Genomic DNA, 13,536 nt, shown 5'->3' with positions numbered 1-13,536 from the left:
GGATCAGAAGCCGTGCTCGATCCGGGAATAGACCATCTCGGTGAAGGTGGAGAGGTGGGCTCCGATGAAGGAGCCGGAGATCGCCACGACCACCAGGATCACGATGATCTTCGGAACGAAGGTCAGCGTCGCCTCCTGGATCTGGGTCAGAGCCTGGATCAGCGCGATGAGGATGCCGACCAGCATCGCCGCGCCGACCGCCGGCCCGCAGGCGACGAGGATGGTCCAGATCGCCGCCTGGACGATGTCGAGGGCGTCGCGCTCGTTCATGGCTAATTGCTGATCGTGAGACCAGGGCCGACCGCAACCTTGGTGCCGTCCTGAAGCGTCGCGACGGATCCGCTGCTGTTGATGGAGATCGAGGCGACCTTGCCGGTGAAGGTCGCCCCGGTCGAATCGGTGAAGCTGACGGTCTTTCCGATCAGTCCGTCGGCTTGCGACAACGACTGCGACGACAGCAGAGAATCCAGCTTCGTATTAGTCTGCATCGCCTGCTCGACCGTCGACAGCTGCGCGAACTGGCTCATGTATTGCGACGTATCCATCGGATTGGTCGGATCCTGGTTCTTCATCTCGGCGATGAGGAGCTGCAGGAAGGTGTTGTAGTCGACGCCGGTGCTCGACGTGCCAGATGTGGACGAGCTCGGGTCGGTCGAATTGGTGTTTTTATCGGTCGCGCTGGTGACGTTCATGTCGCTCTCCGCTGTCAGGCAGCCTTGATTGGAGATTCCGAGGTGGCGCCGGCCAGGATCGCCTCCTCCAGGGGAAACAGCGCCCGGATCCGTTTGAGCGCCTCGAAGTAACGGGTGCCGCCGACCATTTCGTCGATCGCGGCGAGGCCGTCCAACATCTCGCGGCTTTCGCAAACCGCGAGAAGTGCCGTGTGGTGCTGCGCATAGAGCGAGGCGGCGGCGGCGATATCGGTCGGGTTCATCAGCATGAGCTGGACGATGAAATAGAGCTGACGCATCGCCGTGGTGGCATCGGAAGCCTGCATCACCTGCCCTTCGAGCAGGAACATCACATCATTTACAAGCTCGAGCGAGACCTTGCGGTCCACCCGCAGGACCGCACCGTTGATGTAGACCCGTTCGCCGGCCCGCAAGGAAATCTTCATCAGAGCGCGTCTCGGATCAGGCGGTTGATTTCCACGAGTTGCGTCACATCGTTGGACTTTTCCTCGCGCAGGCGATCGGCTTCCTTGACCACCCACAAGCCAATCGAGATGATGTCGGCGCGAAGCTGCTCGGGCAGCCCGTTCTCGGGGTGCACGAGATCCTCGATGAAGATGGTCCATAGCCGTCGGACGTAGAGCAGGCTCTGGACCTGATCCTCCATGCTGAAGCGCGGCTCCTTCTGCAGCCGCTCCAGCCGCTCAATGCCGAGACTGAGCGCCTGCCGCTCGCGGCCGCGCGCCTCGTAACCACTATCTTCAACGACCGTCTCGTAGGCTTCAAACGTCATCCGGACAACTCGCCGCAGGAACTTGCAGGAAAAAAAGCGAAAACGACGGTCGCCCCAGCTCAGAGATAGTTGATCAGACTGATCTTCTGGAGCTGGGAGGTGAGCGCGAGCGCCGTCTGGATCTGGGTCTGCAGCGCATTGACGCGCGTCGACGCTTCCGCCGGATCGACCTTCTCCATGCCGACGATCTGATTGTTCAAAATGTCTTTCTGCGTCTTGAGCTTGTCGGTCGCTGTGGTGATCCGCTGCTGGACCGTGCCGACGTCACCGCCCAGCGTCGCAAGATCGGTGATGGCGCTGCCGACGAGGCCGATCGCCTTGTCCACCACCACCTGGAACGTCGACTGGTCGAGGTTTGCATTCCCGAGATCGGCCATCATCGTGTAGGCCTCCGCGAGCTTGCGGAATCCGGTCTGATTGGCGCTCACGGAGGTGTCGGCGATCTCGGTCGTCGAAATGCGGCTTTGCATGACCTGGTCCGTGGCCGTCGACCAGTTGGTGTTCCAGGCCGGACTTGCGAACTCGGCGTCGAAGGGACCGTTGAGGAATGTCTGCATTTGAGCGGGCGTAATGGTGTTCACGCTGGGCGAGGACTGCGTGAAGCCGAAGGCCGCAAGGAAATCGGCATCGACTTGGTTCTTGCTGGCGGAGCCGGCCTGGTAGGCCGTGATAGGCTGGTTCTGCGTGTTGATGCCCGAGAACAGATACGATCCGTTATAGGAGACGTTCAGCGCGCCGATCAGGTCCTGGAGATTAGAAGACGCCGGCGGCAGGATGATCCGCCCGCCGCCATCGGTGCTGCGCGCCGCGATCAAGTCCTTGAGGAAGTCCGTTGCGGTCGAGCTGAGCTGGGTGATGCGGTCCTGGGTCACGTCCAGGCGTCCCCCGACAAGCCCGTTGGTATCGACCAGCTGATCGGCAAAATTCAGATCCGCACGCAGGGTGACGTCTCCGCCCGTCGTGGCCCCGAGCTCGAGGCCGACATCGGCGAAGCGGCCGGTGGTCGCCTCCGTCGACGCTTTGCTCAGCGCAGCCTGATTGCTCGTGATCGAGTACCTCAATGACGAGGACAGCATCAGGGTGGAAATGTAGTTTGCGCTCATCATGACTTAGTTCCCCACGGCTGCCAGCAGGCTCTGCAACATCTGGTCGACGGTCGAAATGATCTTCGACGATGCCGAATAGGTTCTCTCGACCTGGAGCATCAGGGACATCTCGTCGTCCATGTTGACGCCGTTGACGTTCGACAGCGCCGTCGTGCTGCGGGTGAGCAGCGTGTTCTGATACTGCGAGTTGTCGTTGGCGGTCTTGCGTTGGTTCTCGATCCAGCTCGTCGAGGACGCTGCGTAGTCGATCAGGCTGCCGTTCGGCTTGCCTTGCGTGGTCGCATCGAACGGCTGCGAGGCATCCATGTTGCTGATGAGCTGCTGAAGCCGGGTCGAATAGCCGCCGTTGCCAGCGGTGTTGTACCGGTAGGCGACGTTGCCGCTGATCGCACCGTCGCGCAGCAGATTCGGGTTGCCGCCCAGCTTCGGGTCGACCGATGCAGCGACCGAGATCGTTCCGGCCAGCCCCACCGAGACGGTTGCGCTCGCCGGCATCGCCGGTGCGCCGGGATAGGTGAAAAGTCCGGGAACGTCGGGCAACGCCGCGCCCGATTGATCGCTTTCCTTGAAGGCATTGATCAGGCCGCGGGCAACTTCGTCGAGCTGACTCTGATAGGTGACGGTGTCGTTGTCACGCAGTTGGGCGAGACCAGCCAGCTTGCCGGACTTGATCGGCATCACCGAATTGGGGCCGGTTACGGGCACGCCGTCGATAAAGACCGCATTTCCCGAGATGCCCGCCGAGTAGGAGGTGGTCGGAGCGAAGCTCACCGTCCGCGCCGACTTGTCGAACAGCACGACACCGCTGTCGGTGTAGAGCGCCGCGTCGCCGTTGGTGCGGATCGACATCGTGACGCCGACCTCCTGGGTCAGCTTCGAAACGATGCTGTCGCGCTGGTCGAGATAATCAGTCACGTCGTCGCCGGCGATCGTCCCCTTCACGATCGCCGTATTGACGGTCTGGAACTGGGAGAGCAATTGGTTGATGTTCTGGACCGAGATATTCATGTCGGCATCCGCGCCTTCGCGGACCGACTGCACGGTCTGGGTTGCCTGGTTGAGCGCGGTCGCCATGTCCTTTGCGGACGTGACGGCCGCCTGCGCCAGCGTGGTGTTGTCGGGGGCGTTGGCATATTGCTGCAGCGCCTGCTTCAGCGCGTTCAGCTGTGCCGTGGGCGACTGGTCGAGCTGCGGATCGTCCACCGTGGCAGAGGCGATTTTCTGGAGACCATCATAGATCGCGCTCTGCGTCGCGGCCGCGGAGGTCGCGGTGAGGACGTTGCTGTAGAGGCCCGACGAAGCGGCCCGCTGGATTGCCGCCACATAGACGCCGGCGCCGGGAAGATTGTCCAGCACGGCGATCTTGCGCGAATAGCCTTCCGTACTGGCACCGGCGATGTTTCGCGAAATGGTCGACGACTGGATGCCCGACGCCATGAGCGAGGAGCGGGCAGAGTCGAGGGCCGAGGTAATGGACATGGCGTGTTCTTGCCCGGAATCGGCGCTGAGGGACTCAGCGCTTCAGATTGACGACGACGTCGAGTAGATCGGCGCCGGTCTGGAATGATTTGGAATTCGCCGTGAAGCCGCGCTGGGCCTCGATCATCGAGGTCAATTCGTCCGCGAGATCGACGTTGGAATCCTCGAGCGCTCCCGACTGGATGGTTCCGAGACCGCCCTGACCGGCGAGACCGACCTGCACGTTTCCGGAATCCAAATTGGGCGAATAGACGTTGCCTACCTCGGGCGTCAGATGGTCCGGGCTCGGCACAGTCGCGAGCGCGATCTGGAAGCTCGGCAAGGTGGTGCCGTTCTTGAGGACCGCCGTGACGACGCCTTTGCTGTCGATGTCGACCTTATCGACGGCGGACGGTGCGTTGCCGTCGACGGTCGCCTTGAAGTCGAAGCTCGATGCGACCTGGGTCATGGCCGACATGTCGATCTTGAAGGCGCCAGAACCGCCGGGAATTGCGACCGTGAGCGAGGTCGCGCTTGGCGGCGGGCCCACGAGATCCAGCTTGCCCTTTCCGGTCGAGCTCACGTCGAACTTGAACGTCGTTGCGGCGGTAGGACCGCTCGTCAACTTGGTTGCACCGTTGTAGACCTCGATATCCCAGGTGTTCGCACCCGTCTTCGCGGCATAGACGTCAAGCGTCACGGCATTGCCGATGTTGTCGTAAGTCACCATCGACGTCTTCGACGTGTAGTTGCCCGCACCGGGACCAGCTCCGGCGGCCGGAGCGGGAGTGATGATCGCAGCGCTCGGATCGAGGTTCGCTGCCACGGTCGCCAAGGTCGAAGGCGAGGCCTGCAGCGCCATCTGGTTGACGTTGACGACCTGGAGGCCGCCGAAGCCGTTGGCGGAAACATTGGGCGCGGCGCCGTTCTGGATGTTGTAGCCCATCAACTGGAAGCCGGCGGTGTTGACGAGGTTGCCCGTGTTGTCGGGCACGAACGAGCCGGCGCGGGTGAGGAAATTGTTGCCGTTCGCGTCCTGTACGACGAAGAAGCCGTTGCCCTGGACCGCGAGATCCGTCGTCGAGGTCGTGAACTGGAGATGGCCGGGATCGGTGATGGCGTAGCGGACCGTGGTCTCGACCGCGCCGGAATCGTAATTGCCGGAGCCGCTCTTCAGGATCAGCGAGGAGAATTCCGTCGAAGCCCGCTTGTAGCCGACCGTGTTGACGTTCGCGATGTTGTCCGAGACCGTCGACAGCTTGTTGGATTGCGCGTTCATTCCGGAAACGCCGGTGCGCATAACACCATACAGGCTCATGTAGTGGGCTCCTTTGACAGGTTGGAATTACAATGGGGGGTCTTGCTTGCGCGGGGCTGATGATTTGGGGCGATGCACAACTTCCTACGGCGCATCGTCATCTCAGGTTGTTTTGGGTTGGCAGAACGAGCGCGCCTTGTCGGTCCACGCGCCGAAGCCGCTGGAGACGAGATGGGCAACGATGTGGCACACATAGCGTTTCTGTGCGGGTTGATTATTGGGGCCTGCATTGTAGCGGGCGACGGCCATGGTCCAGCTTCCCTCGCGTTGCTTCAACTCGTTGAGGAAGCGCGCGGCGTAGTCGACATTCTTGGCCGGATCGAACATCGCTCTCACCGACGTGAACTTGTCGCCATGGAAGTAATGGTTGATCTGCATGCAGCCGACATCGATCAGCTTGATGCCCTTCGCGCGCATTGCCTCGAAACTCGCCATCGCATCGTCCATGTCCCTGGCGAACACGGTCTGCCCTTCGGCGCCGAGCGCGAAAGGATGGAGCGCACCGCGCCGACCGGTCTCTGTGAGGCCGACAGCATAGAGAATGCCGAGCGGAATTCCGTGCTGCTGCGAGGCGCGTGCCATCTCGCGCTCACAGGAGCGCGCATTGTCGGTCGCGGCCGCGGCTGCGCCGGCATTACAGATAGACAGGGCCGCGACGAGTATGCGGCGCCACGTCTTGGTCATGGCGGGCCTCCTGATTGGGCTGCTGCTCCGGCCAGGCTTGCCTGGCTCCGCCGTCCGACTGACCGGACGACGTGCCGGCGCCGCCGAACGCGCCTTGAGACTGGGATGATTGCTGTTGCTGACTGGAGAGTTGCGGCTGCGACTGGCCGGCTCCTGACTGGAATCCGTCGAGCGCGCCGTGCTGCACCGGCGCGACGTCAGCGACGTACCCCGCCGACTGCATCAGATTGCGGATCTGGTCGCGCTGCTGATCCAGCATCGTGCTGGTGTCCTTGCGTTCAGCGGCGAGCTGGACCGAGACCTCGTTGCCGACCAGCCGGAGGCGCATGGTGACATTGCCGAGATCGGGCGGTTCGAGATTGACGGTGAGGATCCTGAGCGGCTGATCCGGTGAATTAGTCTGGGTGCCGACAAGATCGGGCGCGGCTGCGGCAGGCGCGGACGAGCTCTTGAGCTCGGACACCACGGCGTTTGCGACTTGCTGCGTGGCGCTGAACTGCGCCACGGGAGGCAGATGCGTTTCCTGCTGAACCACCGTGACTTTGGTCGTCTCCGGCAGCGCTTCGCGGCCGGCAGCCTTCGCCGCGCGCTCGACATTCGCCGTGACCGCTTCGAAGCCAGGCGTGACGGGCATGGCTTTCGGCTGAACGTCGCTTCCCTGCGCCATTGCAGCGTGGGCGGACATCTCCGCCTGCGCGCCCGCAGGCTGAGATCGCGGACCGGATGCATCGGCCGCGGAACGCGCGGCGATCGATTGAGCGGCGGATCGCGCGGCATCAGCTGCGGCTGCGCCTGCCGAGCCCTGAACCTCGCGCTTTGCCGCGGACGGCCGCTCGGCGCGAACCGCCTCCTTCTTGTCACTCGACGGCTGCGGCGCCGGCGACGTCACGGCGGGCGCGGCGGCGAGTTCCTGCCCCACGATGGTCGGAGCGCTCAATCTGATCGGGACGTCCGCCTTGGTGGACCGATCAGCCGGATCCTGCTTGCTCGACGACTTGGTCTCGTCGGTGCGCTCGTGCACCGGTTCATCCTTGGGCGTCGCACGCTCGGTGAGCTGGGCCAGGCGGGGGCGCACCGAAGCCGCCTTCGCGGTCGTCTCGGTGCCTTGATCGTCCAACGCCCGCTTGGCCATGTTCGATACGGTGTGAAGCAGATCGTGGAACGAGGAATCGTCGCCGGTTTTCGCGCCAGATGTTGCCGCGCCCTTCGCCGAGCGAGACACCCCGCGCGTGAGGCTTTCAGCCAGACCTGCGAAAAGCTGTCCGGAGGTTCCACTCAGTTTTGTCATGGACGGCGATCCTTGGTGAGCAGCTCCAGTTCACCGAGCTGCGTCTTTGCGCGCGCGAGCATTGCGTCGGACGACGCGAGATCGATCCGTGCCGGCGTGGGCGGCGGCTTGTCCGCCTGTGCGGCAGCGGTCGGGCCCGCGATCGGCTTGCGGATGTCGAGCGCGAGCTGGAGGCTTGCATTGAGGAGCAGGACATCGCGCTCCGTCAGCTTCGACCGGTCGAGCGCCTTCAGCTCCGCCAAGCCGCCATCATACTCGTCGGTGAAGGCGCGGGACGCACCACGGTAAAAATGGGCGCGCTCGCGATCCGCCGCGGCATCGGCGCTCAGCGTCAGCGCCCGCTCACCCGCGAGCCGCGCGACGGTGAGCTTGCCACGGATCAGCGCGCCGCGCGCGATCACCAGGTAGAGCTTGAGGCGGCTGGCGCGATCGACCTGTTCCAGCAGAACCGCGACCCGCGCAAAGCGGCGATCGTCCAGCGCCAGGCTTGATTGTGTCAGGCCGGTGGAAAAGCGCTGCCAGAAATCGCCGGCGTAGACCGAGCTGCGATAGTGGCGGATATAGGCCAGCGTCAGGAACTCGAACTTGTCGAAATCCTCGGCTTGCCCGACCAGCAGGATCTCGCGCCGCAGCGCCGCCTCCTCGACGAGCGTGCCGGGCAGCAGCAGGCGCGCATCGTCGAGACGCTCGATCGCGAGCGAGGCCTCGGACCGTGCGAACAATGCGCCCTGGACCAGCGCGACCTGCCCGCCCATGCCGGACGAGATCGACCGGGGCTTGACGTCCTTGAGCAACTCCCGCGCTTCGTCCTGGCGGCCCTCGACATAAGCAAGCGCACCGTCAAACAGCTTGGCGTCGACATTGATCTTGTCTCGCGGCAGCTTGCGGACGACCTGCGGAGCGCCGCCGCTGAGCAGATAGATGACGACCGCTTGGCCATTCTGCGGATTGCTCCACACGGCGGGATCGGCGGCGAGAAATTTCTCGCCGATTTGCCGGATCATCGCGATGTGGCTGCCATGTGCCGCGGTGTCGCCATTGGCGATGCCGTCCTGCACTGCCTGCAACGCGCGGACGAGCTCATACGGCTCGCCGGACGGCAGCGCGGCTTCAGCTGATGCATGGGTCGCCGCGAACGACACGACCATCAGCAGTGCGGCACGGAGCAGCGGCCTGATCAAGAGCGCTTCTCCCGGATCAGGATCTCGATCCGCCGATTCTGCGCGGCCGCGGGGTCGTTCGGAAGTTTCGGCCGCCGGTCGGCATAGCCTTCGACATGTTCGATCCGCTGCGCATCGATGCCGGAACGAACAAGCATATAGTACGCCATCTGCGCGCGCGCGGTGGATAGCCGCCAATTGTCATAGTTCTCCGATTTGTACGGCCGATTGTCGGTGTGGCCCCGAACGATGATCATGCCGCGACGCTTCGCGATGATCGGGCCGATCTTGTCGATGACGCGGACGAGCTCGGGTCGCGGCTCCGCCGAGCCGACCGCGAACATGCCGAAGCTCGCATCGTCGGTCAGGCTGACCAGCAGCCCCTCCTCCACCTGACGAATTTCGGCCACCGGTCCGGCACCGGCCTTGATATCCGACAGGGCATCGGCAATCGCCGACTGAAGCTGCTTGACGGTCGGCTGCTGGGTCTGGGCGGGATCGCGCGGCTCGGATTCCCTCTGAGCATCGGCGGGACGCGCCTGGGGCGCGGCGTTGGCCTGAAGGTTGGCCTGCGTATTCGGCTGAACGTTGCCGTCGCGCGCAGACGATGACGGTGCCGGTCCTGGCGGCAACAGCGGCGACACGCTGGCGGACGAGGCCGGGGCATCGGGGGCGAGGTTGCCGCCCGTATCGTCGGTCCTGCCGCGGCGCGGCTCCCCCTGATTGGCAGCGGCCGGGTTGTCGCGCGCGGACGCCTTCGGCTTCGGCTCGCCCTCCATGATCCGGTCGGCTTCTTTCGAAGCCTCCGGCGCGAGTTTCCAATAGCCGGGATCGAACGGGTCGCGATAGGCATCGCCGCCCTTGAGGCCATCCTCTTCCGCGGACGTCAGCGCACCGGCGCGCCGCTGGCCCGAGGCTTGGTTCGAACTCGCCGCGATCTCTGCAAGCGTCGCGTAGGGATCGCGGAACAGAACCTTCTCTTCGTAGAAAGGCGGCTTCTCGGCGGTCGGCGAGTCGCCGCGACGCTCTTCGTTCGGCCCATTCGGTTGTCGCTTGCCGTCCTGGCCGTCGAACGTCGTCGGCTCCTTCTTGGTGAGATCCTTCAGGCCCTTCGGCGCGGGCGCGTTCTCCGCAAGCTTGATCGGGTTGAAGTAGCTCGCCACTACCTGCTTCTGGTCCTGGTTGAGCGCATTGAGCAGCCACATCACCAGGAAGAATGCCATCATCGCGGTCATGAAGTCCGCATAGGCGATCTTCCAGACACCGCCATGCGCCTTCTCGTCCTCGAAGGCGCTCCGCCTGCGGATGATGACGAGCTCGTGCTTGACCTCTTCCATGGCGCGACTACCGACGCGCCTCTTTCAGCCGGTCCATCCAGGTCGAGATCTGCGTCTCGATCGTGGTCTGATCGGCGAGGACGCGAACCTCGACCGTGTCGGCGGACTGGTATTCGACGCCGGTACGGCCGGCGAGATTGAGTTGCGTCCTGACCAGATCGATGAGCTCGCTCGGGCCGGTGACGCGGAACGCCGGCACTGGAGAATTCGACGTCAATGCCGAGATCTGCTCGACCAGTGATCCGATCGCCTTGTCGCGGACGGCTTCGGCGAGGAACGGCAGCAGGATCCGCGCCACCGAGCTCGCGATGTTGCTCTCGATCTCGCGGCAGGCGGCGTCAAAGCCATTGACGATCGCAGTTGCCTGCTGGTCGGACCATTTCGCCCGCTCCTCGCCGAGCCGGATCGCGCTGCGGACACGCTCTTCGGCGAGCTTGGCTTCGCCTTCCGCAAGTCCTGCGGTATGGCCGCGCCGATAGGCATCCTCGAGCAGATTCGCCGGCGCAGCTTCGGACGCAGACGCCGGGGGCGAATGCAGCTGCGGTTGTGCTTGCGCCGGACGCTGCGCTTGAGGCTGCGGCTGCGATTGAGGCTCGCGCCGGCTTTCCTTTCTTGTCAGCACGTCCTGGATCTTGGGCGGCGGAGGCGATGGCGACTTGGCCCGGCCGTTGGCGTCGAATTGCGTCAGCAGTTTTCCGATTGCCGCGTTCATGCCGCCTCCTCGCGTCGCATCCAGTCTTTAAGGATTGCCGCCGCCTGCGCCTGATCGAGGCGAACGATCTGCTCCAGCCGCTTCTGCGGCGTGCGCTGCATCTTGCCTTCGAGATCCTCGACGAGGTTGAGTTCGGGGTCCTGGCTCTCGGCCAATGCGAGCGCCGAGACAGCATCGAGCTCAGCAGCTTCCGCCGCATCGGTCTGCTCCTGCTGCGCGCGATGGGTCAGAATGCCGTTGACCGCGGGCCGAAGTCCGAACCAGACCAGCATCGATGCGACAGCCAGGATCGTGACCGCGTTGATGACGCTGCCGAGCTGCTTGTTCATCATCTCCACGAAGCTGATCGGGGGCACCGGCGCGAGATCGCGTGAACCCTCCACGAAGTCGACCGCCGTCACCTGGATCTGGTCGCCGCGCGTCTTGTCGAGGCCGCCGGCGGTCGCGGCGAGCTGGCTGATCTCCGCGAGCTTGCTGTCGATGATGGCCTGGTTCGTCTTGTCGCCGAGATCGGCGACGAGACGCGCGCGGTTGACCAGAACGGCGATGAACAGCTTCTTGACCGAGTAACCGTCGCTCACCGTCGTCGTGGTCTTGGACGAGACCTCGAAATTGGTGACGTCCTCGCGGCGCGTCTTGTCCTCGCTGGAGTTCTTGGTGCCGCCGGCATTGACCTGCTGATCCGGCAGGTTCTGCTGCACGGTGGTGGGCGTCGATCGGTCCGCGTTCGACGATTTCTCGTTTTCACGCACGTTGCGGACAGAGCGCTCGGCGCGCCCCTCCGGATCATAGACGGTTTCGTTGATCTGGCGCTTGTCGGTCGACAGTTGCGGCGCCACGCTGACCTCGAAATTGTCCAGGCCCAGATAGGGCGTCAACGCCTTGCGGATGTTCTCCTGCACCATGCCGCCGACGGTCTTCTGGAGGCTCGCCATCTTGGTTGGGGCGGCGCTGGCCTCGTCCTCCTCGGCCAGCAGCATCGAGCCGTCGGCGTCGAGCACGGTAACCTTGTCGCGCGTCATGCCGGGAATGGCAGCCGCGACGAGATGGCGGATTGACTGCGCCGTGCGCGCCTCGATCGCACCGTCGGTGCGCAGCACGACCGATGCCGAGGGCGGCTGCTGCGTGGCACGGAAGGAGCCACGCACCGGCATCACGATGTGCACCCGCGCAGCCTTGACCCCCTTCATCAGTTGAACGGTGCGAGCGATCTCCCCCTCGAGCGCGCGAAGCTTCGTGACCTCTTGCATGAAAGACGTCAGTCCAAGCGATCCGATCTTGTCGAACAGTTCGTAGCCCGAATTGGCGCTGGTCGGCAGGCCCTTCTCGGCCAGCAGCATCCTTGCCTGGCTGGTCTGGCTCGGCCGAACGGAGACGGTATCGCCCGCCGCGTTGACGTCGAAGGCGATGTTCTGCTCGCGCAGCGCGGCGCCCATGCGCGTCACGTCCTCGCGGGTAAGGCCGGTATAGAGGGGTTCGAATTCCGGCCGGCTCAGATAGTAGGCGCCCCCGACCACGGTGACGAGGACGGCGAAGCCGATCAGTCCCAAGGCCATCAGTCGTCGCGGCCCAAGTTCCAGCAGATTGTTGAGCAGCTGCTGTAGCTGCGCGCGACTGAGCATATGACCTCGTACCAATGCGTATGGTGAGGACACTCCGCTGCCAACCTTGTCTGAAGGTTGCGCAAAAATGCGAAGGCGTCGTTTCGCGGGCGAGGCGTTGCAATTTTACAAGGACTTGGGGCGACGCAGACAATACGTGGGCGACGGCAAACGATCGAACGCGTCAGCGCGATCGACTGCAATGTCCGGCAGGGGCTCTGGCGTCTGGAGATCGATGCTTGGCACATCATGTGCCATCATGTCCGCCGATCACGGCGGGACCGTGCTCCCTGGGGAGCACGGTCGTATTCGAAGCCGAAGGCTTACTTGAACAGCGAGAGGATGCTCTGGCTGTTCTGGTTGGCGATCGAGAGCGCCTGGACGCCGAGCTGCTGCTGGGTCTGCAGCGCCTGAAGGCGGGTCGATTCCGCGTTCATGTCCGCATCGACAAGCTGACCGACACCGCGGCTCACCGAGTCCATCAGGGTCTTGACGAAGTCGGTATTGGTCGCGAGGCGGTTCTTGACCGCACCGAGACCGGCGGCGGCCGAGGCGACAGAGTTGATCGCGGTGGTGACCTTCGCGATGTAGGTGTCGAGCGTGGCCTGGTCGGCCGCAGAGTCGGTCAACGTGCTGATGCTGATCGTGTCGACCGATGCACCGCCGCTCACCGTGTCCAGGATGCCGCTCGTGCCCGCCGTGTAGAGCGAGTAGTTGGAGATTGTCAGGGTGATGGAGCCGATGGTCGGCGTGCCACCGACGCGCGAGAACGACGACACCAGGTCGAAGGTCGCAGGCGTTGCCGTCGTCGTGCTCAGCCAGTTCACGCCGTTGAAGGTCGCCGCAGCGGCGGTGCCCTTCATCTGCTGCTGGATCTGGGTGATGTCGGCCTGGATCTTTGTGCGGTCGATACCGGCGGTCTTGGCCTCGACCAGCAGCGACTGGAGCTTGGTCAGGCCGCCGGTGCTGTCGCCGACCACCGCGGTGAGCGCGGTGTATTCGGTGTCGACGGTCGCAGCCGACAGGCCCAGCGAGTCGGAAACGGCGGAAAGCGCGGCATTGTCGGCGCGCATCGAGGTCGCGATCGACCAATAGGCGGCGTTGTCCGACGCGGTTGCGACGCGCTGGCCGGTCGAGATCCTGTTTTCGGTGGTCTGCAGGCTGGAGCTGACGTTGCGCAGCGTCTGCAGCGCGGTCATTGCCGCGGAGTTGGTGAGAAGGCTAGAACTCATGTTTGACGTCCCCTTGAAAACGAATTGAATTTTTGGGACATACCGGACTTGCACCGGTACGAGAGGACGGCATCATGCCTTTGGGCTGCTGAAAAGCGCGCTCAACCTGTCGTAACGGCGGCGATAGCACGTGAAGTTTGCGTGAAGCTTGTGGCTCTGTGACTGGACCACGATCG

Annotated in this window: 14 protein-coding genes; all 14 read right to left on the bottom strand. The window is 63.9% G+C overall.

From position 1 onward, the window contains the following. Positions 1 to 3 precede the first annotated feature (3 nt). A complete protein-coding gene (fliQ, locus tag G8O24_RS25750; protein WP_128964483.1) occupies positions 4 to 270 on the bottom strand; it encodes a flagellar biosynthesis protein FliQ in 267 nt (88 codons plus the stop codon). A 2-nt stretch (positions 271 to 272) separates the two neighbouring features. After that, on the bottom strand, positions 273 to 692 hold the full coding sequence (gene flgD / locus G8O24_RS25745; RefSeq protein ID WP_188104263.1) for a flagellar hook assembly protein FlgD: 420 nt from the start codon (positions 690 to 692) through the stop codon (positions 273 to 275). Between the two features lie 14 nt (positions 693 to 706). Further along, positions 707 to 1,117: a flagellar biosynthesis repressor FlbT gene (gene flbT, locus G8O24_RS25740; RefSeq protein ID WP_188104261.1), complete on the bottom strand. Its 411-nt coding sequence runs from the start codon at positions 1,115 to 1,117 to the stop codon at positions 707 to 709. Next, the gene (gene flaF / locus G8O24_RS25735) at positions 1,117 to 1,464 is read right to left on the bottom strand and encodes a flagellar biosynthesis regulator FlaF (protein ID WP_188104259.1); all 348 of its coding nucleotides are present in this window, start codon (positions 1,462 to 1,464) and stop codon (positions 1,117 to 1,119) included. Before flaF ends, flbT begins: the two co-directional genes overlap by 1 nt. 59 nt (positions 1,465 to 1,523) lie before the next feature. Beyond that, positions 1,524 to 2,570: a flagellar hook-associated family protein gene (locus tag G8O24_RS25730; RefSeq protein WP_188104257.1), complete on the bottom strand. Its 1,047-nt coding sequence runs from the start codon at positions 2,568 to 2,570 to the stop codon at positions 1,524 to 1,526. Between the two features lie 3 nt (positions 2,571 to 2,573). Continuing rightward, on the bottom strand, positions 2,574 to 4,049 hold the full coding sequence (gene flgK / locus G8O24_RS25725; protein WP_188104255.1) for a flagellar hook-associated protein FlgK: 1,476 nt from the start codon (positions 4,047 to 4,049) through the stop codon (positions 2,574 to 2,576). A 34-nt stretch (positions 4,050 to 4,083) separates the two neighbouring features. Further along, on the bottom strand, positions 4,084 to 5,346 hold the full coding sequence (locus G8O24_RS25720; RefSeq protein ID WP_188104253.1) for a flagellar hook protein FlgE: 1,263 nt from the start codon (positions 5,344 to 5,346) through the stop codon (positions 4,084 to 4,086). Between the two features lie 102 nt (positions 5,347 to 5,448). Next, positions 5,449 to 6,030 (bottom strand): transglycosylase SLT domain-containing protein, encoded by a 582-nt coding sequence (locus G8O24_RS25715; RefSeq protein ID WP_188104251.1) that lies wholly within the window; start codon positions 6,028 to 6,030, stop codon positions 5,449 to 5,451. Continuing rightward, complete coding sequence (fliK, locus tag G8O24_RS25710; protein ID WP_188104249.1) at positions 5,981 to 7,318, bottom strand: flagellar hook-length control protein FliK; 1,338 nt, start codon at positions 7,316 to 7,318, stop codon at positions 5,981 to 5,983. Before fliK ends, G8O24_RS25715 begins: the two co-directional genes overlap by 50 nt. Continuing rightward, positions 7,315 to 8,499 (bottom strand): chemotaxis protein, encoded by a 1,185-nt coding sequence (locus G8O24_RS25705; RefSeq protein WP_188104247.1) that lies wholly within the window; start codon positions 8,497 to 8,499, stop codon positions 7,315 to 7,317. Before G8O24_RS25705 ends, fliK begins: the two co-directional genes overlap by 4 nt. Beyond that, positions 8,496 to 9,815, bottom strand: a complete 1,320-nt coding sequence (locus G8O24_RS25700; RefSeq protein WP_188104246.1) for a MotB family protein — start codon at positions 9,813 to 9,815, stop codon at positions 8,496 to 8,498. The genes G8O24_RS25705 and G8O24_RS25700 overlap by 4 nt, the downstream gene beginning before the upstream one ends. Before the next feature lie 7 nt (positions 9,816 to 9,822). After that, a complete protein-coding gene (locus G8O24_RS25695; RefSeq protein ID WP_188104244.1) occupies positions 9,823 to 10,527 on the bottom strand; it encodes a hypothetical protein in 705 nt (234 codons plus the stop codon). Then, positions 10,524 to 12,149 (bottom strand): flagellar basal-body MS-ring/collar protein FliF, encoded by a 1,626-nt coding sequence (fliF, locus tag G8O24_RS25690; protein ID WP_188104242.1) that lies wholly within the window; start codon positions 12,147 to 12,149, stop codon positions 10,524 to 10,526. Before fliF ends, G8O24_RS25695 begins: the two co-directional genes overlap by 4 nt. 302 nt (positions 12,150 to 12,451) lie before the next feature. Beyond that, a complete protein-coding gene (locus tag G8O24_RS25685; protein WP_188104240.1) occupies positions 12,452 to 13,360 on the bottom strand; it encodes a flagellin N-terminal helical domain-containing protein in 909 nt (302 codons plus the stop codon). Positions 13,361 to 13,536: the final 176 nt, after the last annotated feature.

The organism is Bradyrhizobium campsiandrae, from assembly GCF_014529705.1.
Lineage (GTDB): Bacteria > Pseudomonadota > Alphaproteobacteria > Rhizobiales > Xanthobacteraceae > Bradyrhizobium > Bradyrhizobium campsiandrae.
Note: the sequence above shows the minus strand (reverse complement) of the source record. Positions and strands in the feature narration are given on the sequence as shown.